This is a genomic window from Pseudomonas sp. 3296 (assembly GCF_031456615.1).
In the GTDB taxonomy this organism is placed as follows: Bacteria; Pseudomonadota; Gammaproteobacteria; order Pseudomonadales; family Pseudomonadaceae; genus Aquipseudomonas; species Aquipseudomonas mucoides.
The window spans coordinates 661,677-684,234 of sequence record NZ_JAVDUY010000001.1 but is presented as its reverse complement, the minus strand read 5'-3'; the positions used below and the strand labels follow the sequence as shown (position 1 = coordinate 684,234).

26 protein-coding genes are annotated in these 22,558 nt (G+C 59.5%); 17 read left to right on the top strand and 9 right to left on the bottom strand.

All coding sequences use genetic code 11. The annotated features are described in order from the left end of the window. Positions 1–33: 33 nt before the first annotated feature. The 5 genes from J2X66_RS03275 to J2X66_RS03255 all read right to left on the bottom strand — a co-directional run bounded on the left by J2X66_RS03275 (position 34) and on the right by J2X66_RS03255 (position 2,818). A complete protein-coding gene (locus J2X66_RS03275; protein ID WP_310260799.1) occupies positions 34–405 on the bottom strand; it encodes a glutathione S-transferase N-terminal domain-containing protein in 372 nt (123 codons plus the stop codon). A 104-nt stretch (positions 406–509) separates the two neighbouring features. After that, entirely contained in the window at positions 510–1,055 is a 546-nt protein-coding gene (folE, locus tag J2X66_RS03270) for a GTP cyclohydrolase I FolE (RefSeq protein ID WP_003204506.1), read from the bottom strand. 77 nt (positions 1,056–1,132) lie between these two features. Further along, positions 1,133–1,690, bottom strand: a complete 558-nt coding sequence (locus J2X66_RS03265) for a Smr/MutS family protein (RefSeq protein ID WP_123434159.1) — start codon at positions 1,688–1,690, stop codon at positions 1,133–1,135. A gap of 85 nt (positions 1,691–1,775) precedes the next feature. Further along, positions 1,776–2,096 (bottom strand): hypothetical protein, encoded by a 321-nt coding sequence (locus J2X66_RS03260; RefSeq protein WP_310260764.1) that lies wholly within the window; start codon positions 2,094–2,096, stop codon positions 1,776–1,778. Positions 2,097–2,227: 131 nt separating this feature from the next. Beyond that, entirely contained in the window at positions 2,228–2,818 is a 591-nt protein-coding gene (locus tag J2X66_RS03255; RefSeq protein WP_027922498.1) for a cysteine hydrolase family protein, read from the bottom strand. A 239-nt stretch (positions 2,819–3,057) separates the two neighbouring features. Here J2X66_RS03255 and prmB point away from each other — a divergent pair, with 239 nt between their 5' ends. After that, positions 3,058–3,966, top strand: coding sequence for a 50S ribosomal protein L3 N(5)-glutamine methyltransferase (gene prmB, locus J2X66_RS03250; protein WP_310260761.1), 909 nt, complete (start codon positions 3,058–3,060; stop codon positions 3,964–3,966). Between the two features lie 42 nt (positions 3,967–4,008). Here prmB and J2X66_RS03245 read toward each other — a convergent pair whose 3' ends face one another. Further along, complete coding sequence (locus J2X66_RS03245) at positions 4,009–4,800, bottom strand: hypothetical protein (RefSeq protein WP_310260758.1); 792 nt, start codon at positions 4,798–4,800, stop codon at positions 4,009–4,011. Positions 4,801–4,895: 95 nt separating this feature from the next. Further along, positions 4,896–5,849: an alpha/beta fold hydrolase gene (locus tag J2X66_RS03240; RefSeq protein ID WP_310261440.1), complete on the bottom strand. Its 954-nt coding sequence runs from the start codon at positions 5,847–5,849 to the stop codon at positions 4,896–4,898. Positions 5,850–5,979: 130 nt separating this feature from the next. Between J2X66_RS03240 and aroC the strand changes: the two genes are divergently transcribed. Genes aroC through mtnC form a run of 5 tightly spaced genes read left to right on the top strand, consistent with a single transcriptional unit; the run spans position 5,980 to position 10,128 of the window. Beyond that, a complete protein-coding gene (gene aroC, locus J2X66_RS03235) occupies positions 5,980–7,071 on the top strand; it encodes a chorismate synthase (protein WP_310260755.1) in 1,092 nt (363 codons plus the stop codon). Between the two features lie 34 nt (positions 7,072–7,105). Then, the gene (locus J2X66_RS03230; protein ID WP_310260752.1) at positions 7,106–8,251 is read left to right on the top strand and encodes an MFS transporter; all 1,146 of its coding nucleotides are present in this window, start codon (positions 7,106–7,108) and stop codon (positions 8,249–8,251) included. Continuing rightward, the gene (locus J2X66_RS03225; protein WP_310260749.1) at positions 8,248–8,874 is read left to right on the top strand and encodes a methylthioribulose 1-phosphate dehydratase; all 627 of its coding nucleotides are present in this window, start codon (positions 8,248–8,250) and stop codon (positions 8,872–8,874) included. The genes J2X66_RS03230 and J2X66_RS03225 overlap by 4 nt, the downstream gene beginning before the upstream one ends. A 20-nt stretch (positions 8,875–8,894) precedes the next feature. Beyond that, a complete protein-coding gene (locus J2X66_RS03220; RefSeq protein WP_310260746.1) occupies positions 8,895–9,440 on the top strand; it encodes an acireductone dioxygenase in 546 nt (181 codons plus the stop codon). 4 nt (positions 9,441–9,444) lie between these two features. After that, entirely contained in the window at positions 9,445–10,128 is a 684-nt protein-coding gene (gene mtnC / locus J2X66_RS03215) for an acireductone synthase (protein WP_310260743.1), read from the top strand. Positions 10,129–10,199: 71 nt separating this feature from the next. On the opposite strand, the gene J2X66_RS03210 is transcribed toward mtnC, so the two are convergent. Further along, entirely contained in the window at positions 10,200–10,478 is a 279-nt protein-coding gene (locus tag J2X66_RS03210; RefSeq protein ID WP_027922506.1) for a DUF3509 domain-containing protein, read from the bottom strand. A gap of 341 nt (positions 10,479–10,819) precedes the next feature. On the opposite strand from J2X66_RS03210, the gene J2X66_RS03205 reads away from it, so the two are divergent. The 10 genes from J2X66_RS03205 (at position 10,820) to J2X66_RS03160 (ending at position 19,800) form a co-directional block, all read left to right on the top strand. Further along, entirely contained in the window at positions 10,820–12,658 is a 1,839-nt protein-coding gene (locus J2X66_RS03205; RefSeq protein WP_310260738.1) for a long-chain-acyl-CoA synthetase, read from the top strand. A gap of 96 nt (positions 12,659–12,754) precedes the next feature. Next, positions 12,755–13,273 (top strand): ankyrin repeat domain-containing protein, encoded by a 519-nt coding sequence (locus J2X66_RS03200; RefSeq protein WP_027922508.1) that lies wholly within the window; start codon positions 12,755–12,757, stop codon positions 13,271–13,273. Between the two features lie 114 nt (positions 13,274–13,387). Further along, positions 13,388–13,918 (top strand): hypothetical protein, encoded by a 531-nt coding sequence (locus J2X66_RS03195; RefSeq protein ID WP_310260735.1) that lies wholly within the window; start codon positions 13,388–13,390, stop codon positions 13,916–13,918. A 64-nt stretch (positions 13,919–13,982) separates the two neighbouring features. Then, positions 13,983–14,174: a PLD nuclease N-terminal domain-containing protein gene (locus J2X66_RS03190; RefSeq protein ID WP_310260732.1), complete on the top strand. Its 192-nt coding sequence runs from the start codon at positions 13,983–13,985 to the stop codon at positions 14,172–14,174. A gap of 164 nt (positions 14,175–14,338) precedes the next feature. Continuing rightward, positions 14,339–15,214: a polyamine aminopropyltransferase gene (speE, locus tag J2X66_RS03185; protein WP_310260728.1), complete on the top strand. Its 876-nt coding sequence runs from the start codon at positions 14,339–14,341 to the stop codon at positions 15,212–15,214. A 217-nt stretch (positions 15,215–15,431) separates the two neighbouring features. Further along, positions 15,432–15,665 (top strand): hypothetical protein, encoded by a 234-nt coding sequence (locus J2X66_RS03180; RefSeq protein WP_310260726.1) that lies wholly within the window; start codon positions 15,432–15,434, stop codon positions 15,663–15,665. A gap of 213 nt (positions 15,666–15,878) precedes the next feature. Further along, positions 15,879–16,220, top strand: a complete 342-nt coding sequence (locus tag J2X66_RS03175; protein ID WP_027922513.1) for a ribonuclease E inhibitor RraB — start codon at positions 15,879–15,881, stop codon at positions 16,218–16,220. A 395-nt stretch (positions 16,221–16,615) separates the two neighbouring features. Next, on the top strand, positions 16,616–18,025 hold the full coding sequence (locus J2X66_RS03170; RefSeq protein ID WP_027922514.1) for a circularly permuted type 2 ATP-grasp protein: 1,410 nt from the start codon (positions 16,616–16,618) through the stop codon (positions 18,023–18,025). Positions 18,026–18,037: 12 nt separating this feature from the next. Then, positions 18,038–18,988 carry an alpha-E domain-containing protein gene (locus tag J2X66_RS03165; protein WP_310260720.1) on the top strand — a complete coding sequence of 317 codons (951 nt, stop codon included), beginning with the start codon at positions 18,038–18,040 and terminating at the stop codon, positions 18,986–18,988. After that, a complete protein-coding gene (locus J2X66_RS03160; RefSeq protein WP_310260717.1) occupies positions 18,985–19,800 on the top strand; it encodes a transglutaminase family protein in 816 nt (271 codons plus the stop codon). Before J2X66_RS03165 ends, J2X66_RS03160 begins: the two co-directional genes overlap by 4 nt. Before the next feature lie 130 nt (positions 19,801–19,930). Here J2X66_RS03160 and J2X66_RS03155 read toward each other — a convergent pair whose 3' ends face one another. Then, positions 19,931–20,752 (bottom strand): cytochrome c, encoded by an 822-nt coding sequence (locus tag J2X66_RS03155; protein WP_310260714.1) that lies wholly within the window; start codon positions 20,750–20,752, stop codon positions 19,931–19,933. A gap of 593 nt (positions 20,753–21,345) precedes the next feature. Between J2X66_RS03155 and J2X66_RS03150 the strand changes: the two genes are divergently transcribed. Continuing rightward, positions 21,346–22,551, top strand: a complete 1,206-nt coding sequence (locus J2X66_RS03150) for an acetyl-CoA C-acetyltransferase (protein ID WP_310260711.1) — start codon at positions 21,346–21,348, stop codon at positions 22,549–22,551. Positions 22,552–22,558: the final 7 nt, after the last annotated feature.

Sequence of the window (22,558 nt, the reverse complement as noted above, 5' to 3'; positions counted from 1 at the left end):
GCGATGGCGTCCGTCAGAACACCACCAAAACCATCAAGCAGCCGCAAACCGCTTGTCCAGATAATCAATGATCACCTTGGACTCATACATCCAGGTCGTCTGCCCATTCTCTTCAATGCGCAGGCACGGCACCTTGATCTTGCCACCTTGCTCCAGCAGGGTCTGGCGATCCTGTTCGTTGTTCTTTGCATCACGCAGCGCCACCGGCACATTCAGGCGACGCAGGCTGCGGCGGGTTTTCACGCAGAACGGGCAGGCGTGGAATTGATACAGGGTCAGGTCCTTGGCAGCGGAGTTGACCTTGGCCTGAGCCTCGGCAGGGCGCTGCTTCTTGCCCGGACGGGTGATGAAATCGATGAAGATGATCAGTTGGCCAAGGCCGACACGAAGCGCTTTTACGAACACGTTGAAAGCCTCACGGTGCGAATGAAGAAGGGCGCGCAGCTTACCTGATTTTTTGCAGACGAAAAAAAACCGGCGATGAATGCCGGTTTTCTTCGTGTAACGAATTACTTGATCAGGCTGAGAAACTCGCTGCGTGTCGCGGCGTTTTCGCGGAACTCACCCAGCATCACCGACGTGATCATTGATGAATTCTGCTTCTCCACACCGCGCATCATCATGCACATGTGCTTGGCCTCGATCACCACCGCAACGCCCAGGGCACCGGTGACTTGCTGGACCGCATCGGCGATCTGGCGGCTGAGGTTTTCCTGGATCTGCAGGCGGCGAGCGTACATGTCGACGATTCGCGCTACTTTCGACAGGCCCAATACTTTGCCGCTCGGGATGTAAGCGACGTGTGCCTTGCCGATGAACGGAAGCAGGTGGTGTTCGCACAACGAGTACAACTCGATGTCCTTGACCAGCACCATTTCGCTGTTATCGGAGCTGAACAAGGCACCGTTGGTGACTTCTTCGAGCGTCTGTTCATAACCGCGGCAGAGGTACTGCATGGCTTTGGCGGCACGTTTTGGCGTGTCGAGCAGGCCCTCGCGGGAGACGTCCTCGCCCAGTTGGCCGAGAATCGCGGTGTAATTCTGTTCCAGGGACATGAAACTACCTGTGGGGATTTTCGCAAAGGGCAAGGGTACGGTGGCAAACACGGCGCTGCAAGCATGACGCGACAGCTTTACTCGTCGCGACCTTCCATCATGGTGCGTTTGAGCATCACATAAACCGCTCCGGCGCCGCCATGTTTAGCTTGGCACGAGGTGAAGCCGAGCACCTGTGAATGCTGGCGCAACCACGTGTTGACGTGACTCTTGATCATCGGCCGCTTGCCGTCCAGGCGCACGGCTTTGCCGTGGGTGACGCGCACGCAGCGAATTTCGAACTTGGTCGCTTCGGCCAGAAAAGCCCAAAGGGTTTCCCGGGCCTTTTCCACGCTCATGCCGTGCAGGTCGAGGCTGCCCTCGAACGGAATCTGCCCGATCTTGAGCTTGCGCATCTGGCTTTCCTGGACACCGTCACGGGCCCACATCAACTCGTCTTCCGGGCCGACATCGATGACGAACTGATCGGACAGCCCATCCACGGTGGTGGCATCGGTACGAATGGTTGCGGCTTGACGCAGCTTGGCGATTTGCGCGCGATCGGCCTTGGGTTTGCCGGTTTCGGCGCGATCGTGCTTGATCGGCTTGACGCCTTGGATCGCACTTTTGAACAGGGAAAAATCGTCGTCTTGCATGTCAGCCTCCGCGAAGGTCGGCCAGTTTACCCAAGTCCAGGCGCTATCCATAACAATTGAGGCCCGGCAGATGCCAGGCCTCGGTTCAATCGTGTTTTTTCATCAGGTGCGGGGACATGTTCAGCTCACGCGACTGACGCGAGCGGCGCCGGCAGCGACGCCACAGCCACACGCCGAGGTACAGCACGAACAGGCCGACCGCCAGGACCATTGCCGCACCGATGCGGCTGGTATTCAGTTCGCCCAGCGCAGGTGCGTGGCCGAGCAGGCTGGCGGCGGCGGCCATGGCGAGCAATACACCGCACGTTGCCAGCAACGCGGCAAACGCCGCGCCAATACGAAAACGCCAGTTGCGTTGGCCTTTGGGCCGCAAGCGGCGAGCGTCAAAACCATCGGATAACTTCATTCCGACCTTCCTCAATGGGTATCGGCCCTTCGACCGGGACTTGACCGGGATGTTCCTGAGGCTAAGACAATTGCGGCAAACGAGAGGCTTTTGCAGATGAGCGGCGCTATTGGCCGCTCATCACGGGTCGATCAAATCAGATCGTGAGTGAGCGCGAGGGTGGCGAAGTTGTCCGCCATGATCGCCATTTCTGTCTGCTGAACGTGCTCGGCACTCAGTACGCCGCCCTTGTAAGGCAAGTCGCGCGTGGCGCAGGCGTCTTCCACCAGCGTGCAACGGAAACCCAGGTTCTTGGCGGCACGCACTGTTGTGCTGACGCTGGAGTGGCTCATGAAACCGCAGACGATCAGGTCAAGGGCGCCGAGGTCTTCCAGGCGTTTGGCCAGTTCGGTGCCGTGGAACGCACTTGGCAGCAATTTGCCGAGGATGGTTTCGTCGGCCTGTGGCTCAAGGCCGGGGATGAACTCACCGCGCTCGCCTTGTGGGTCAAACAACCCGCCGACCGTGCCGAGGTGGCGTACATGCACGATGGGCCGGCCGGCTGCGCGGGCAGCTGCCAGCAATTGCTTGATGTTCGCGACGGCAGCGTCCATGCCGCTCAGGGCCAGCGGACCGCTGAGGTATTCCTTCTGGGCATCGATGATGACGAGGGTCGCATGGCTCAGATTGGCTGCTGCGTAACCGCGGCCGCTGAGTTGAAACATCGTTTTTGGAACGGACATTCTGGGGCTCCTTGGAGTGGGGCTTTTGCGACATTGTCCTCTGGCTGAGCGGTTCTGTGAATCGCTACTATCGTAGGCGCCGTCATTGCTGGCTCTCAGCCTTGTCAAGTTGCGGGTTTTGTTCAATAGCCAGCGACAAAAAGGGATCGTTCCTACATTCGGCCCGGTGTTTTTCCTGCGTCGTCGTGGCGCGTTTTGGCTGTTAGAATCGCCAGTCGTTTTTTCTGGAGTTTGCCGCCGTGATCACTTCCCGCCTTCGTACCCTGCGTGACCATATCCGTTGGGCCGTCAGCCGCTTCCATGGGGAGGATCTGTTTTTCGGCCATGGGACCGACAACGCCTGGGACGAAGCCCGTCAACTGGTGTTGGGTGCCTTGCACCTGCCGTGGGAAATCGCCGACAGCTACCTCGACTGCGCGCTGGAAGACGATGAGCTGGTCAATTTGCAACGCATGCTCAAGCGCCGCATCGAAGAACGCATTCCGACCGCTTACCTGTTGGGCGAAGCGTGGTTTTGCGGCATGTCCTTTATCGTCGACGAACGCGTGCTGATCCCGCGCTCACCGATTGGTGAGCTGATCGAAAAACGCTTCGAGCCCTGGTTGGGCGCCGAGCCTGCGCGCATTCTCGACCTGTGCACCGGTTCCGGTTGCATCGGTATCGCCTGCGCCTACGAGTTCCAGAACGCCGAAGTGGTGCTGGCCGACCTGTCGTTCGAAGCGCTGGAAGTGGCCAATCAGAACATCGAGCGTCACGGTGTCGATGAACGCGTGTACACGGTTCAGGGCGATGGCTTTGATGGTTTGCCCGGTCAACGTTTCGACCTGATCGTGTCGAACCCGCCTTACGTCGATGCGGAAGATTTCGCCGATATGCCGGATGAGTATCAGCACGAGCCGGAGCTGGGCCTGGCCTGTGGCGATGACGGTTTGAACCTGGTGCGCCGCATGCTGGCGCAAGCGGCGGATCATCTGACTGAGAAAGGCTTGCTGATTGTCGAAGTGGGCAACAGCCAGGTTCACGTCGACGCACTGTACCCGGAAGTCGATTTCGCCTGGCTCGATTTCGAGCGCGGCGGACACGGCGTGTTCATGTTGACGGCTGAGCAGTGCCGCGATCATCAGGCACTGTTCGCTTCTCGCGTCTGACTCCGCACTGATCGTTCCCACGCAGAGCGTGGGAACGATGAGTCAGCGGTGCGTAGCAATCCAGATCAACAACCCCGCCTGAAACATCGCAAACGCCACCAGACATGTAATGGTAAAGCGCAGCCCGGCGTCTTCACGCTTGTACTTGCTGACTTTTTCCTCGTGCGTCTTCAGCTTCACTTCCTGCTCGGCCAGGTTCTGCTCGGCCTGCTGAAGCATCTGCGCCGCTTCGAGAATTTCCACCAGTTGCAGCTTTTCAGTGTTCCACTCGCCCGACAGGTCACCGACCTGCACGTCTTTGACGCTGCCCTTCAAATGCTGGGCATCGGCATACACCACCTCAAAACCATGGGCCTTGAGGAAGTGATCGCGGCGCAGGCGGGTGTCTTCGTTCAGCGCATCTTTATTGTTCAGGTCCGTGCCGTCGACGGTGTAACCGGACCAGCGCTTCTTCGCCCACGTGATGCCTTGAGCGGCCATGAAGCGGCCGATGCCACGGTTCATCGGTTCTATCTGCAAGCCGCTGTCGGGGCCGAAATGCACACGCTTGGTGGTGTGATCGACCCACACGTCGAGGTGATTCTGTTCTTTGCGCACACGCTGGCCGGGCAGGGAGATGCTCATGCGCATCAGGCTCCGCTCCTTGCTGTTGCGTTCGGCATAGCCGAATTCGACAAAGCGCAGCGGTCGCCCGCCGGTGTTGCGGTCGGTTTTCAGCGGCGCCAGACGGAGCATCTTGTGGTGCTCGACGTGGACGTCCGCCCACGGCAGCTCAACCGCTGGCGGTGCGTCTTTTTCAGCGGTGGTGTCGGGTGAAGTCTGGGTATCAGTCATAACGGCGAGATCCTGTCCAAGCCCTGCCGCCAGCCATTGCGCTGGCGACAAAGGCTTATCGGCCGTTTTTGACAGGACTGGAGGGCCAACAGCGCTTAACTGGGGCGAAGTCCGTCAATAAACCCGAGGATGCGGGTGCCAAGCTCGGCCGCCAGTGGCAATTGCGGGTCTTTATAAGAGGCCAATTGCCGTTTGACGTCGTTGGGCACAATGCGCATGACGTGGTTCATGCCTTCGATCAGCGCCAGCTCGGCGTCCGGTTTGGCGGCTTTCAGCAGCCTGGCGTCGCCGACACCGACCTGAATGTCGTTGCTACCCTGGATGATCAACGCCGGCATCTTCAACCGGGCGAACGCTGCCGCCGGGTCCTGACGGAACAATGAAATCAGGTACGGCTGCACACTGGGCCGGAAAATCGTCTGAAGGGGAGGCGGCACGTTGTCGTCGGTATGACCGGCCTTGAGGCTGTCGAGCAGCTCATTGCTGCGCAGCATCAGCGCCGGTGGCAGTTGATTGCTCAACTGTTGACGCAACACCTGATCGACCGGGCGAGCGCTGCCGGAGAGCGAGATGACCGCCGCGGCATTTACACTTGGCGCCGCCAGGGTAGCGATCAAGGCGCCTTCGCTGTGGCCGAGCAGAATCAGCGGGCCGAAACGCGGATCACTTTTCAGCTTCTGGCCCCAGGCTTCGGCATCGGCCACATAGGCTTCAACCGAAAGATTGCGTTCATCCGGCGTGGCGGCAAGGCTCGCTGCCACACCGCGTTTGTCGTAACGCACGCTGGCGATGTTGTGTTTGGCCAGCACCCAGGCGAGCCGTTTGAGGCTGTCATTGCGTCCGCCGTCGGTGTTGTTGCCGTCACGATCTGTAGGGCCGGAGCCGGAAATGATCAGGACGACTGGCACAGGATTGTCGGATTTGGGGAGCAACAGCGAGCCGAAAAGCTCACCGGTGCCGGTATCCAGCGTAATAGGTCGTTGCAGGACGGTGGCCTGCACGTAGCCGGTAAACAAGGTCAGGCTCAAGGCTAAAACTCGCAGCATCATCACGCCATCATTCACAAAGGTGCCGGTTGGACTCGCGGGCACCCATAAGGTTCGAGGATGAACTACTTGGGTAGCCTGCGTATACTGGCGCGCATTACGTATTCAGGTTCTATTTCACGGAGCGTCCTGCATGTCCGGCAATACCTACGGCAAGCTGTTCACTGTCACCACCGCGGGCGAAAGCCATGGTCCGGCGTTGGTCGCCATTGTCGACGGCTGCCCGCCGGGGCTGGAGATTTCTCTGGAGGATTTGCAGCGTGACCTGGATCGCCGCAAGCCCGGCACCAGCCGTCACACCACGCAACGCCAGGAAGCCGACGAAGTCGAAATCCTCTCTGGCGTGTTCGAAGGTCGCACCACCGGGTGCTCCATTGGTCTGCTGATCCGCAACACCGACCAGAAGTCCAAGGACTACTCGGCGATCAAGGATCTGTTTCGCCCGGCCCACGCCGACTACACCTACCACCATAAATACGGTGAGCGTGATTACCGTGGCGGCGGTCGCAGCTCGGCCCGGGAAACCGCGATGCGCGTAGCGGCTGGCGCAATTGCCAAGAAATACCTGGCCACCCAGGGCATCGTCATTCGCGGCTACATGAGCCAGCTCGGCCCGATTGAAATTCCGTTCAAGACCTGGGATTCGGTGGAAGAGAACGCTTTCTTCAGCCCTGACCCGGACACAGTCCCGGAGCTGGAAGCCTATATGGACCAGTTGCGTCGCGACCAGGATTCGGTCGGCGCGAAAATCACCGTGGTGGCTGAAGGCGTGATGCCTGGCCTCGGCGAGCCGATTTTCGACCGCCTCGATGCCGAGCTGGCCCATGCGCTGATGAGCATCAACGCGGTGAAAGGTGTGGAAATCGGCGCCGGTTTCGCCAGTGTTGCCCAGCGCGGCACTGAACACCGCGATGAAATGACCCCGGAAGGTTTCCTCAGCAACAATGCCGGCGGCATTCTCGGTGGTATTTCGTCCGGTCAGCCGATCGTCGCGCATCTGGCGCTGAAGCCAACGTCGAGTATCACCACGCCGGGCCGTTCCATCGACATTCATGGCAACCCGGTGGACGTCATCACCAAGGGCCGTCACGACCCGTGCGTCGGCATCCGCGCGACGCCCATCGCTGAAGCGATGATGGCCATCGTGTTGATGGATCACCTGTTGCGTCACCGTGGTCAGAACGCCGATGTGCGCGTGAGCACACCGGTGCTGGGTCAGCTTTAATGGCTGACCTTAACGCCGCTGCGGTCTGACGAGCGTGGCGGCGCTCCCGTACTGGCGGCTCTCCAGTTTCTATCTGTTCTATTTCGCCTTGCTCGGTTCGACGGCGCCGTTTCTGGCGCTGTACTTCGATCACCTGGGGTTTTCCAGCGCGCGCATCGGCGAACTGGTGGCAATTCCCATGCTGATGCGCTGCGTCGCGCCGAACATCTGGGGCTGGCTGGGTGATTACACGGGCCGGCGCCTGGCCATCGTGCGCTTCGGCGCAGTGTGTACGCTGCTGACGTTTTCGCTGATTTTCGTCAGCAAGACCTACGCCTGGCTGGCGATGGTGATGGCGTTGCATGCGTTCTTCTGGCACGCGGTATTGCCGCAGTTCGAAGTCATAACCCTGGCGCACTTGAAAGGCCAGCCCTCTCGCTACAGCCAGATTCGCCTTTGGGGCTCCATCGGTTTCATCATCACCGTGGTGTTACTGGGCCGATTGTTCGAATGGCTCAGCCTCGACATCTATCCGGTGGCGTTGGTGTTGATCATGGCCGGTATCGTCGTCAGCAGCCTGTGGGTGCCGAATGCCCAACCAGTTCAGGGCCTTCGTGAAGCGGGGGACGGGTTTCTCAAGCAATTGCGCAGCCCCGGCGTGTTGGCGTTTTATGTCTGCGTGGCGCTGATGCAGATGAGCCATGGCCCGTATTACACGTTTTTGACCCTGCACCTTGAACGGTTGGGCTACAGCCGCGGCGTGATCGGCATGCTCTGGGCGGTCGGCGTGGTTGCTGAAGTGCTGATGTTTTTGGCCATGAGCAAAATCCTCGCGCGCTTCTCGGTACGCCGGGTGCTGCTGGTGAGCTTCCTGTTGGCCGCCCTGCGCTGGGTGCTGCTTGGTTCGTTTGCCGAATTTCTCTGGGTGTTGCTGTTTGCCCAGGTGGTGCACGCGGCCACGTTCGGCAGCTTTCACGCGGCTGCCATCCAGTTCGTGCAACGTAGTTTCGGCGCACGCCAGCAAGGGCAGGGCCAGGCGCTTTACGCCGCGCTGGCCGGCACCGGCGGCGCATTGGGCGCGTTGTATTCCGGTTACAGCTGGAATGCCCTCGGCGCACCGTTGACCTTTAGTATTGCAAGCCTCGCAGCCCTGGCGGCTGCCGTTATCATTGCCACACGACTGCAAGAGGACAGGCTATGAGCCTTACCCGTGAACACCTCGCCCAGGAAATCATCGACGCCGGGCGTTTTCTGTATGGCCGTGGCTGGTCACCGGCCACCAGCAGCAACTACTCGACGCGTCTGTCGCCGAGCGAAGCGCTGCTGACGGTGTCCGGCAAACACAAAGGTCAGTTGGGGCTCGACGATGTGCTCGCCACCGATTTGTCAGGCAACAGCCTGGAACCGGGTAAAAAGCCGTCCGCCGAAACCCTGCTGCACACCCAGCTGTATAGCTGGCGCGCGGACATCGGCGCGGTGCTGCACACCCATTCGGTGAACGCCACGGTGCTGTCGCGCCTGACCCCGGAAAATTTCATCGAGTTCGAAGACTACGAACTGCAAAAAGCCTTCAGTGGCGTATCGACCCACGAATCCCGGGTGCGCGTGCCGATTTTCGACAACGATCAGGATATTGCGCGCCTCGCCGCCAAGGTTCAGCCTTGGCTGGACGCCCATCCCGATTGCGTCGGCTACTTGATTCGCGGCCATGGCCTCTACACCTGGGGCGCGCGCATGAGTGATGCGCTGCGGCAGATCGAGGCCTTTGAATTTTTGTTCGAGTGCGAGTTGAAGATGCGCGCGCTCTTCAACCGTAACGCATGAACCGTTAAGGAGTTGTCCTGATGAGCAGCCTGTCCGTTTACCACGTCTCAAGCCCTGACCTGCCGAACAAGGTGCTGACCCATTTTGAAGACATCGCCTCGACCCTGGCCGAACAGGGCGTGCGTTTCGACCGCTGGCAAGCGGCGGCGAAGATCCAGCCCGGCGCCAGTCAGGAAGAAGTGATCGCCGCGTATCAGGAGCAGATCGACAAGCTGATGACCGAGCGCGGTTACATCACGGTCGACGTCATCAGCCTGAACAGCGATCACCCGCAAAAAGCCGAACTGCGCGCCAAGTTCCTCGACGAACACCGTCATGGCGAAGATGAAGTGCGATTTTTCGTGGCGGGTCGTGGCCTGTTTACCTTGCACATCAACGATTACGTCTACGCGGTGCTGTGCGAAAAGAACGACCTGATCTCGGTGCCGGCCGGCACGCCGCACTGGTTTGACATGGGCGAGCATCCGCATTTCGTCGCGATCCGCCTGTTCAACAACCCTGACGGCTGGGTGGCCAACTTCACCGGCGAAGACATCGCCAGCCGCTTCCCGCGTCTTGAGGACTGAACCGATGCCGATCAAAGCGATTCTCACCGACATCGAAGGCACCACCAGCGCGGTGAGTTTTGTGTTCGACGTGCTGTTTCCGTACGCCGCGAAAAACCTGCCGGAGTTTGTCCGTCAGCACGCCGCGCGCGCCGATGTGGCGGAGCAACTGTCGGCCGTGCGTCGCGACAGCGCCGAGCCGGATGCCGACGTCGAGCGGGTGATCGCCATTCTGCTGAGCTGGATCGCCGAAGACCGCAAAGCCACGCCTCTCAAGGCGTTGCAAGGCATGGTCTGGGAGCAGGGTTATCAGGCCGGGCAGTTGAAGGGCCACGTTTACCCGGACGCCGTTGAAGCGCTCAAGCGCTGGCATCAGGAAGGCTATCTACTGTTTGTTTATTCCTCGGGTTCGATCCAGGCGCAAAAACTGATTTTCGGCTGTTCCGAGGCGGGGGATTTGACGCCACTGTTCAGCGGCTATTTCGACACCACGTCGGGGCCCAAGCGGGAAACGCAGTCTTACCAACGCATCACTCAGGCCATCGGGCTTGAGCCTACGCAGATTCTGTTTCTGTCCGACATCGTCGAAGAGCTGGACGCTGCACGCACGGCCGGGATGGCGACCTGCGGGCTGGCGCGAGAGGGTGGGGAACTGGCAGGCCATCTGACCGTCGACAGCTTCGCGCGCATCAACCCCTCCACCTTATAAAGCACACCACATAACAACTCAGGCCGTGAAGCGAAAGCTCACGGCCTGTTTGTTTTCAGCACTGCAACGATTTACGCCGTGTGATAAGTCGGCAAGGCAAATCGTTGCTGGCTTTGCAGCATGGAGATCTGCGGCAGTTCACTCGCCTGTTCGGCAAGGTCACGGCGAATCGCACTGATCACCCAGGTCAACTGATCACCCGCGTGCAATTGCTGGTAGGAAATCGAACGCTTGAACACACGGCCTTCGCTGCTGCGCAAGGTCAGCAAAATTCCGCCGTCAGGACGCGCTTGGGTAGTGACTTCGAAGTTGGAGAACAGGGAGGTAAATTTTTCTTGGATCAGGCTCATGTCTATCAGCTCCGTTTGCACGAGATTGGCAAGCATGGAGAGGTAGTTGCAGTGATTGTGCCAGTATTTGAATTCAATAAAATCCATGTAAATCAATGAGTTAATTTTCTGTCGGATTTTCGATTTCGTGCAATCTGCATGAATGGCCATCGTGCATCCTGCATTTTGAAAGATTGTTGCTGCTTCGATGGAACCAATCCGCACCTCGAGGTTCATCGTTCGTTTATCCGGGTTGCGGATACAAAACATTGCAAAAACCGCGTGTACAGGCCAAGAACCGCTGACGTATTTTCGAGCTCATGGAACGCCGCCCGACAATAAAAAAATCAGCGGGAGCACAGATGAAACGCAGGCCAAACGACACGATTACCTGGGGCATGATGCTCCGCAAACTGCCAACGATCGCCAGAGCCATTCCCCGCGTGGTGAAGGGCCTGAAAGTCGCCAACGTCAAGGATCCGACCCAACCGTGTGGCCTGGGCTGGTGTTTCGAACAGGCGACGTTGCGTAATCCCGATGGCCCCGCGTTACTGCAGGGCGACGTGACGCTGACTTATACGCAGGTCAACCTGTGGGCGAATCGCATTGCTCATCATCTGATTGCCCAAGGCATCGGCAAGGGTGACGTGGTCGCGGTCTTCCTCGAGAACCGTCCGGAACTGCTGGTGACGATTCTGGCCGTGGCCAAGGTCGGCGCGATCAGCGCGTTGCTTAACACCTCGCAAACCCGCGATACCCTCGCGCACAGCCTGAATTTGGTAGCTCCCGTGGCGATCATTGTCGGCGGCGAACTGGTCCCGGCGTTTTCCCAGGTCCGCGAGCGGGTGTCCATCGCGCCGGCGCGAACCTGGTTCGTCGCCGATCAAGACACCTGCAACCATCCAGGCGTTGCCCCCGACGGTTTCATCAATCTGGTGGCGGCGAGTGCCGACGCGTCCGAGGAAAACCCTGTCAGCAGCCAGCAGGTTTTTTTCGACGATCCTTGTTTCTACATCTATACCTCGGGCACCACCGGGTTGCCCAAGGCCGGCGTCTTCAAGCACGGGCGCTGGATGCGCAGTTCCGCCAGTTTCGGCCTGATCGCCCTGGACATGCAGCCGCACGACATCGTCTATTGCACCTTGCCGCTGTATCACGCCACCGGGCTCTGCGTGTGCTGGGGCTCGGCGATCAACGGTGCTTCGGGCTTTGCCATCCGCCGCAAATTCAGCGCCAGCCAGTTCTGGAATGACGTACGCAAATACCACGCGACCACCCTCGGATACGTGGGCGAGTTGTGCCGTTATCTGGTGGATCAACCTACCAGCGCCGAAGACAGCCAGCATGGCGTGACGAAGATGATCGGCAACGGTTTGCGCCCCGGCGCGTGGGACGCCTTCAAGACCCGCTTCGGCGTCGAGCATATCTGTGAACTGTATGCGGCCAGCGACGGCAACATCGGCTTCACCAACATTCTCAACTTTGACCACACCATCGGCTTCTCGCTGATGGCCTGGGAGCTGGTGGCCTACGACCACGACAGCGGCCAGCCGATTCGCAACGACAAGGGTTTCATGAACAAAGTGCCCAAGGGCGCGCAAGGTTTGTTGCTGGCGAGAATCGACGACAAGGCGCCACTGGACGGCTACACCGATCCGCAAAAGACCGAAAAAGTCGTGCTGCATGACGTGTTCAAGAAGGGCGATCGTTACTTCAACACCGGTGACCTGCTGCGCAACATTGGTTTCGGCCATGCACAGTTCGTCGACCGCTTGGGCGACACCTACCGCTGGAAGGGCGAGAACGTCTCGACCACGGAAGTGGAAAACATCCTCCTGCAACACCCGCACATCGCGGAGGCTGTGGCGTATGGCGTGGAAGTCCAGAACACCAACGGGCGTGCCGGCATGGCGGCGATTACTCCGGCCGAATCCCTGGCGACCCTGGACTTCAGCGAACTGCTGGAGTTTGCTCGCCAGCAAATGCCGACCTATGCGGTGCCGTTGTTTCTGCGGGTGAAAGTGAAAATGGAGACCACCGGGACCTTCAAATACCAGAAGACCCGGCTCAAGGACGAAGCCTTCGACCCGGGCAAGACCGGCGATGACCCGATCTACGCCTGGCTGCCCGGCACCCAGACTTACGTGCAGGTCACCGAGCAGGTGCTGGCGGATATTCACGGCGGCAAGTACCGCTATTGAATGTGCCTATGGTGGCCCTTGAGAAAAAACAAGTGACAGCGCGGGGGCTGCTCGGGAAACTGTCGGCTTTGCGAATAACCGAACAGGGAGCCCCCGATGTCAGATCAAAGCCGCCAGATGACCCCCGAAGAAGCCGCTGAATTTGCCGAACAGGTATTCAACAAGGCGCGCGAGGGCGATGCGGCCATGATGGCTGCACTGCTGACCAAAGGCCTGCCGCCCAACCTGCGTAACCACAAGGGCGACACCTTGCTGATGCTGGCCGCTTACCACGGCCACGTGGATACCGTGAAAGTCTTGCTCGAACACAAGGCCGACCCGGAAATCCGCAACGACAACGGCCAAAGCCCGATTGCCGGTGCCGCATTCAAGGGCGACCTGGCGGTGGTCACGGCCTTGGTCGAGGGCGGCGCGCAAGTGGAAGGTTCATCGTTTGATGGCCGTACGGCGCTGATGATGGCGGCGATGTTCAACCGCGTCGCCATCGTCGACTACCTGATCAGCAAAGGGGCCGATCCGAAAGCCAAGGACGCCAACGGCGTGTCGGCCCTCGATGCCGCGAAAACGATGGGCGCCGTCGACACCACCGCGCAGCTGGAAAAACTGCTGGGCTGATGCTTCGTGGTGAGGGGCATGCTCCCTCGCCACAGGTCTCCCCACGCTCGGTAACTTTCTGCGAATGCGCTATCCTTCGCGCCCTCAAAATTCACTCGCTACAGGATCCGCCTCATGAAAGCCGCACTCGTCGAACTCATCAGCAAAATCAGCTCCGGGTGCATGAGCGATGATGAAATCCTGAAAGTTGCTGACGAAGCGGCTCAAGCCTACGCCGATCCGCAGGCTTTCCTCACGGCCAACCCGGATATCAACTACGACGACACCTTCCCGATCCCGTTGGGTGAATGGGTGGTGGTCGGCAGTCTGCCGGAGACGGTGCTGTTCCAGGCCGACACCTACATGGACCTGTTCGCCCAGATCGTCGCCTCGTTCGGCCCTGGCGTTGATTTCAATATCAAACCCAAGCAACTGGCCAAGACCGAAGCCCTGACCGCACTCAATCGCATTCAGGTACAAATGGGCAGCATGAACAAGGAAAACGGCGGTTACACGCTGATGAACTTCAGCCAGCTGCTCGACGACGAGCTGCAAGTGGTGCTGGTCTACGGCAATGACGTGCCGCGCGTGCTGGAGCTGTGTGCCGAAGTCGGCATCACCGCTGCGCCGTCGCTGGAAGCGCTAAAGATCGCGATTCACGTTTAAAAAGCGGAACCCTCGCGAGGCCCGGCTATCCTAAGGGTGCATATCACTCTTAGGGAGCGTCACCATGGGTTCTACGTTCAACAGCCTGGTCGCCTTGATCATTTTCGTGCTGGATATCTGGGCCATCATCAACGTGATAAAAAGTGGCGCCACCACCGGGATGAAAGTCCTCTGGGTGCTGCTAATCGCGTTCCTGCCGGTATTGGGTCTGATCATCTGGGCCATCGCCGGGCCACGGGGCAATGTCCGGATCTGACCCAACACTTTCCACAGGGGATTGTGTCGACTCATCAAGTGAGGTTCGACCTGTCATCTTCCGCGACGTAGAATGCGCGCCTTTCCTGGTTAATCGAGCTGATCGATTGACCATCATGGGCGGGTAACCGTCCGTTGCCACCCGCATTCATCGGAGCACTTCCCATGAGCACTACCCCTGCCAGCGAATACCTGGAAACCCTCTACGAAGGCTATGGCCAGCGTTTTCGCATGGAAAAACTGCTGCACGAAGTGCGCACCGAACACCAACACCTGGTGATCTTCGAAAACCCGCGCATGGGCCGGGTGATGGCGCTGGACGGCGTGATCCAGACCACTGAAGCCGACGAATTCATCTACCACGAAATGCTCACCCACGTGCCGATCCTGGCGCACGGCAGCGCCAAGCGCGTGCTGATCATCGGTGGCGGCGACGGCGGCATGCTGCGTGAAGTGGCCAAGCACCGCAGCATCGAACACATCACCATGGTCGAGATCGACGGCACCGTGGTCGACATGTGCAAGGAATTCCTGCCGAACCACTCCAAAGGTGCGTTCGAAGATCCTCGCCTGAACCTGGTGATCGATGACGGCATGCGTTTCGTCGCGACCACGACTGAAAAGTTCGACGTGATCATTTCTGACTCCACCGACCCGATCGGTCCGGGTGAAGTACTGTTCTCGGAAAACTTCTACCAGGCCTGCCATCGCTGCCTGAACGAGGGCGGTATCCTGGTCACCCAGAACGGCACCCCGTTCATGCAGATCGAAGAAGTCAAAACCACCGCCGGGCGCCTGCGCAGCCTGTTCCCGGATTGGCACTTCTATCAGGCGGCCGTGCCGACCTACATCGGTGGCTCGATGACATTCGCCTGGGGTGCGACCAATACCGCTTATCGCAAATTGTCCCGTGAAACCCTGCAACAGCGTTTCGCCGGCAGCGGCATCATCACCCGCTACTACAACCCGGAAATCCACATCGGCGCGTTCGCCTTGCCGCAATACGTACTGCAAGCGGTGAACAAGCCAAGCAACGACTAAGGGTTGTACACCCCCGGTGTAGGAGTGAGCCTGCTCGCGATAGCGGTGTATCAGTCACATGATTATTGACTGACGGATTGCTATCGCGAGCAGGCTCACTCCTACAAAAAAGGCAACGGGTTTCCTGTCAGAACACCGCAATTCGTTTGAACGATCAGTCAGCGCAAAAGTCCAGATGCATGTAAGCCCATCCATGGGCTTTATCGAGGAGGCACTGATGCAAAAGTGGAAAATCACTTTCGTGGATGATCACGGTGAAACAGTCGATGAAGTCTTTGAGTGCGACGAGTGCCCAGACAATGAGCACGCCGCCAAACTCATCAAGGCCCGACTCCTGCCTGTCGCCGCCGAACTGGATCTGAACGATCTGGAAGGGCGAACCCCCGATGCGACCGTCAAAAGCCTCAAAGCCCAGAACAGCATACAAATCCTCGGCATCACGCCAATCTGAACCTCGCCTGTCTCATTCTCATCCAGGCCTTGGCAGCGGCTCTCTCTTGAGGCTACTCTGCAAACGAGATCAGCGAACGGATCGCTAAGGTCTGGTCTTGTCAGCTACATGCTTGCTTCCCACCGGCAACGAGGTTGCCGCATCGCGCGCACCACTCGGTTGCGCGTGCCGGGAATACGGAAAGTCTATCCATCACTATGAGGGGGACGTTTCATGAGCACAGCCTATCAAGAAGACATCAGCAGCTCGGTGCTGCGCCGCATGAAAGAAGGCGGTTTCGACTTTTCAAGATTCCACCCCATCGAGTTCTACGCCATTTTTCCCGACGAGGAGCGGGCCCGCAGAGCAGCAGGTCATTACCGTGGCGAATCCCTGAATGCGCAAATCAGTGTGCGCGACGACGGTGCATGGGCGCTCGAACTGAGCAAAGTCATGTACGCCACTTACGATGACATCGGCGATTTCGAGCAAGGCTTCGAGGCGGTGGTCGAGCCTCTGGGCGGCATCATCGAAGGATGGGGCGTCAAGCAGGAGGTACGAGGGCTACTCGCATAATCCTATGAACAGTGACACGCACTAACGGCTGACCTTCGGGTTGGCCGTTTTAGTGTGTGGGGCGGTAAACCAGGTACGGCAAAACCTTGAAACAAGAATCCGGCGCAAAAAAAAACCGCCAGAGCAGGCGGCTAAAGGGAAGTTCGGGCTGTTTTTCCAGCGAATGCGCGGATTATCCGCAACGGCGGCAGGGCGGTGAAATCAACTCTGACTATGCTGGTGATAGGCGACCACGTCGCCTTGCAATGAAGCGGGGGCTGTCAGGTTGGGGCGTTTGCTGCACAGGAATGGTGCGGTGCAAACGGGGCGATTATCCAACCGATTGATATAAAAGCGTTTCTGCCGCTGGCACGGGCCTTGCGAAGCCTAGATGTCCGGGTGACAAGGAGTACGGCATGATCCGCACCTATTTTGATGAAATGTACGATGCCGGCGGCCAGGTCCGCCCGCATTATCGGGAGTTTGCCCGTTGGCTGGCCGAAACGCCTGACGAGCTTCTGGCACAACGGCGACGCGAGGCCGATCTGCTATTTCATCGCGCCGGGATTACCTTCACGCTCTACGGGGACGAGCAGGGGACAGAGCGCCTGATTCCCTTCGACACCATCCCCCGCAGCATTCCTGCCAGCGAATGGCGGGTCGTCGAGCGCGGCTGCATCCAGCGGGTCAAGGCACTGAACATGTTCCTTGCCGACCTCTATCACGAGCAGCGCATCATCAAGGCTGGCATCATCCCGGCCGAGCAAGTGCTGGCCAACGAGCAATACCAGTTGGCGATGCAAGGGCTGGATCTGCACCGGGATATCTATTCGCACATCTCTGGCGTCGATCTGGTGCGCGACGGCGACGGCACGTACTACGTGCTCGAAGACAACCTGCGTACACCAAGCGGCGTGAGCTACATGCTCGAAGACCGCAAGATGATGATGCGCCTGTTCCCCGAACTGTTCGCGGCGCAACGCATTGCGCCTATCGATCACTATCCGAATTTGCTGCTGGATACCCTGAAAAGCTCCAGCCCGATCGATAACCCGAGCGTGGTGGTGCTGACGCCGGGTCGCTTCAACAGCGCATTTTTCGAGCATGCCTTTCTGGCTCGGGAGATGGGGGTCGAACTGGTGGAGGGCGCGGACCTGTTTGTGCGCGATGACAAGGTGTTCATGCGCACCACGGACGGTCCGAAGGCTGTCGACGTGATCTACCGGCGCCTCGACGACGCGTTTCTCGATCCGCTGGCGTTCAATCCGGATTCGATGCTGGGCGTTCCGGGGCTCTTGTCGTCGTACCGTTCCGGCAACGTCGTGTTGGCGAATGCCATCGGCACCGGGGTGGCGGACGACAAGTCGGTGTACCCGTTTGTCACCGACATGATCCGGTTTTACCTCGACGAAGAACCGATCCTGAAGAACGTTCCGACGTTCCAGTGTCGCAATCCCTCCGAACTGTCCCACGTACTGGCCAATCTTCCGGATCTGGTGGTCAAGGAAACCCAGGGCTCCGGCGGTTATGGAATGCTGGTGGGGCCGGCGGCGACGGCGGCGGAAATCGAGTCGTTCCGTGCACGGATCAAAGCCAAGCCCCACGCGTACATCGCGCAACCGACGTTGTCTCTGTCGACCTGTCCGACCTTTGTCGAAAACGGCATTGCGCCACGCCACATCGACCTGCGTCCGTTTGTATTGTCTGGCCGCGAAACCCGGGTTGTGCCCGGCGGTTTGACCCGTGTTGCTTTGCGTGAAGGCTCCCTGGTGGTGAATTCCTCCCAGGGTGGCGGAACCAAGGACACCTGGGTGGTCGAGGATTGAAGGAAGCCTGCCATGTTAAGTAGAACTGCCTCGGATTTGTATTGGATGTCGCGTTACCTGGAGCGGGCGGAAAACCTCGCACGGATGCTCGACATCAGTTATTCGCTGTCGCTGATGCCGCAGGATGGTCGCGGCAACGGGCTGCACGAACTGGCCATGCCGTTGCTGATCACCGGCACCCTGGAGGATTACCTGGAGCGCCACGGCGAATTGCACGCTGAGCGGCTGCTGCATTTCTTCGCCCTGGACGCGGCCAACCCGGCAAGCATCTACAGCTGCCTCGGCGCCGCGCGGGCCAGTGCCCATGCGGTACGTGGGCGAATCACCGCCGACATGTGGGAAAACATCAACGCCACCTGGCTGGAAATTCGCGGCATCGCCGAACAGGGCTTGAGTCGCTATGGCATGAGCCGTTTTTGCGAGTGGATCAAGGAGCGTTCCCACCTGTTCCGGGGTGCGTCCTACGGCACCATCATGCGTAACGATGCGTTCCGCTTCATTCGTTTGGGGACGTTTATCGAAAGGGCCGACAACACGCTACGCCTGCTCGATGCACGCTACGAAATGGCCGGTGATCAAGCCGAAGCGGTCAGTGACAGCACGGCGCACGCTTATTACCAGTGGAGCGCCTTGTTGCGAGCGCTGTCGTCGTTCGAGGCTTACACCGAGATCTACCGCGACGCCCCCGGTGCCCGGCATGTGGCCGAGTTGCTGTTGCTGCGCGCCGATGTACCGCGTTCCTTGCGCGCATGCACCGAAGAAATCGACCAGATTCTCGCCAGCCTGCCGGGTGCCAACGGCCGCCCCGCGCAGCGCCTGGCCGCCGAGATCGACGCACGCCTGCGCTACACCGGTATCAACGAAATTCTCGACGAAGGCCTGCACGCCTGGCTGACCGAATTCATCCCGCTGGTGCGCCAGTTGGGCAACGCCATTCACAGTTCTTACCTGGAGGCTGCATGAGACTTTCCATAAGCCACGAAACCACCTATCACTATGAAGATCAGGTGCGGGCGAGCATCCAGTATTTGCGACTGACACCCCATGACAGCGAGCGCCAGCACGTGCTCAGCTGGCAACTCGACCTGCCGCGCCCGGTGCGCGCGCAACTCGATCCGTTCGGCAACATCCTGCATGTACTGACCATGGATGAGCCGCACGAGGCGATCATCATCGGCGCCCGTGGTCAGGTGGATATCGATGAGCTGCGCGAAGCCGAGCATGAGAGCCAGTCGGCGCTGCCGTTCCTGCGTTTCACCCGGCTGACCGAAGCCGACGAAGCCTTGCGAGCGTTCGCGCAAAAGGAATGCAAGACCCGTCGGGATCGCACCGCACTGATCGACTTGATGCATGGCCTGAACCAGCACATGACCTACACGCCGGGCTCCACCGAAGTCGACACCAGCGCAGCCCAGGCCTTTGCCGGACGTTCCGGTGTCTGCCAGGACCATACCCACGCGTTTCTCGCGTGCGCGCGTAGCCTGGGCATTCCGTCGCGGTATGTGTCGGGTTATCTGTACAGTGAGAACAGCGAACACCTGGCCAGTCACGCCTGGGCGGAAGCCTGGCTCGATGATGCGTGGTACAGCTTCGATGTGACCAATGAATTGGACCGGCCCGAGCGCCATTTGAAACTGGCGGTGGGCCTGGATTACCTGGATGCTTGTCCGGTGCGCGGAATGCGTCGGGGCGGCGGGTGTGAGCAGATGCATGCGAAGGTGTTTGTGTCGCCGACGCCGATGCCTGCGCCGGTTATCTCCGTCCAACAGCAGTAAACCGGCACACTGATCGTTCCCACGCTCCGCGTGGGAACGTCTCAACGGACGCTCCGCGTTCGGCTTTTGATGTGACGCAGAGCGTCACGGGCTGCATTCCCACGCAGAGCGTGGGAACGATCGAATGGGATCAGGGCTTGGCTTTGCGCCCAGCCATATGCCTCAAATACCCCACCAGCATCTCCAGATCCGCCTCCGGCAACACCGTCGGCGCAAAACCCGGCATCTTCGCCTGAGGCCACTGGCGCAAGCTCTGCGGATCTCGAATGTAGCGCTTCAGAAAATCAGCCCCGAAATACTCGGTCGGGCTAAACGGAATATTCAAATCCGGCCCGAACTGCGCATCCCCGGCACCGTTCAATCGATGGCACGCCAGGCAGTTCTTCTGAAACAACGCAAAGCCTTGATTCACCGGATCGTCCGCCTTCAACGCCGGATCAGGCAGCAGGGCAGGGAAACGCGTAGCCACCGGCGCCAGGCGCTTGATGCTGGACACCTGAAACGGCCATTGTTCCGGGCTGATATTGCCAGCCTGCGGATCCGTCCAGACCAGATAAAACGGCCCGGCACTCGGCTTGCCTTCTGACAACGCTGGCCACGGTTTGGCCGGGTCTTCAATCGCCAGCCACGCCCGCGCACCTTGGGTATTGAGCAAAGGCGCTGCGGCCAACTCGGCGGCAAATCCGTCCAGCGCCACGGCTTGCACATGGTCATCAGGCTTGATGCCGGTCAACAGCGCCGCCAGCGGCACCGCTTGATAACTCATGTTCCGTTTGTAGGAAACGTCGTCAGCAATATGGAGGGACTGGACTTGCGGGTGCTTGAGCAGTTCTTCGGTCTGCCAGGTGCGAGTGGTCGCGCCCAGCTCGAGGTTCAGCTGTGCGGCAAACAGAGGCGTGCTGAGCAGCAAGGCCCCGAACAGAGTGAGCGTTTTCAATCGATCGTCGTCCATGTCGTGGAAGTGCCCAAAGGTTGGCACACCCACGCTGGCCCGGGTAGCGGGCCAGTCACATTTTTGGAATGACGATATAAATACCTGACACCGTTTTATTTACCGACTAGCCAATCACCTTGGTCAGATTCGGCAAAATCAACAACAGCGTGGTGGCGAAAAGAATGAGCCCGGCTTGACGTACTTTCGAATGTTTGAACATGGCTTGACCGCCTTTTTTGTTATTTCCTGATGCCTGCCTGCATATCTCCATGACGGCAGAGCGTTGCACGTCCTGTCAGACGAGTGCCTCGGCAAAACCCGACGACAACTTCGTACACTTCACCTTAGAGCCCGCGTCACTCGTGGTTTAGATCCATTTCGTATGGGATGGTCGATAAAAACTCTTAAAAAAGCATGAGGCCTATTGCCAGCTTCTTGGGCGCCCTTTTGCTAGACAGCTCCGTGTCCTGAATCGGTTAATCCCATCGCTCACTACCGTCCGTCTGAGCGTGTCAGTCAACGTCGGTGAGCACTGCGGTCATTGAATCCGCGGCGGCCCGGCATAAGAGTGAGCACTCAGTATTTACTCACCGCCCAGGTTCGAGGACGTCATGACCCAAGCTTTGATTTTCGACGCGTTACGCACGCCCCGTGGCAAAGGCAAGGCCGATGGCGCCTTGCACAGCGTCAAACCGGTCAATCTGGTGGCCGGCTTGCTCACGGCGCTGCAACAGCGCACGTCGCTCGATACCCGCCAGGTCGATGATGTGGTGCTCGGCTGCGTGACGCCGATTGGTGATCAAGGCTCCGATATCGCCAAAACCGCGACCCAAGTGGCGGATTGGGACGTCAGCGTCTCGGGCGTGCAGATCAACCGCTTCTGCGCGTCGGGCCTTGAGGCGGTGAACCTCGGCGCGATGAAGGTGCGCTCCGGTTTCGAAGACCTGGTAGTGGTCGGCGGTGTCGAGTCGATGTCTCGCGTGCCCATGGGCAGCGACGGTGGAGCCTGGGCGCTGGACCCGGAAACCAACCTGCACAGCCATTTCACACCGCAAGGCGTGGGCGCCGACCTGATTGCCACCCTCGAAGGGTTCAGCCGTCAGGACGTGGATGCCTACGCGCTGCACTCGCAACAGAAAGCGGCGCGGGCACGGGCGAACGGTTCGTTCAACAAGTCGCTGGTGCCGGTGCAGGATCAGAACGGCATCATCCTGCTCGATCACGATGAGTTCATTCGCGCCGACTCCACCCTGGAAGGCCTGGGCAAGCTCAAGCCGAGTTTCGAGATGATGGGGCAAATGGGCTTCGACGCCACGGCGTTGCGCGTCTACAGCCATGTCGAACGGATTAATCACGTGCACACGCCGGGCAACAGCTCCGGGATCGTCGATGGTGCGGCGCTGATGTTGATTGGTTCCGAAGCCAAGGGCCGGGCGCTGGGTTTGCAGCCTCGGGCGCGGATTGTCGCCACCGCCGTTACCAGCACCGACCCGACCATCATGCTCACCGGCCCGGCGCCGGCCACCCGTAAAGCGCTGGCCAAGGCCGGGCTGCGGGTGGAAGACATCGACCTCTTCGAGGTCAACGAAGCGTTTGCCTCGGTGGTGCTCAAATTCATCAAGGACATGGCCATCGATCCGGACAAGGTCAACGTCAACGGCGGCTCCATCGCCATGGGCCATCCGCTGGGTGCTACAGGCTGCGCAATTCTCGGCACGCTGCTCGATGAGTTGGAAACCCGACGCTTGCGCTATGGCCTCGCGACGTTGTGTGTCGGTGGCGGCATGGGCATTGCCACGATCATCGAACGCCTCTGAGCCTCCG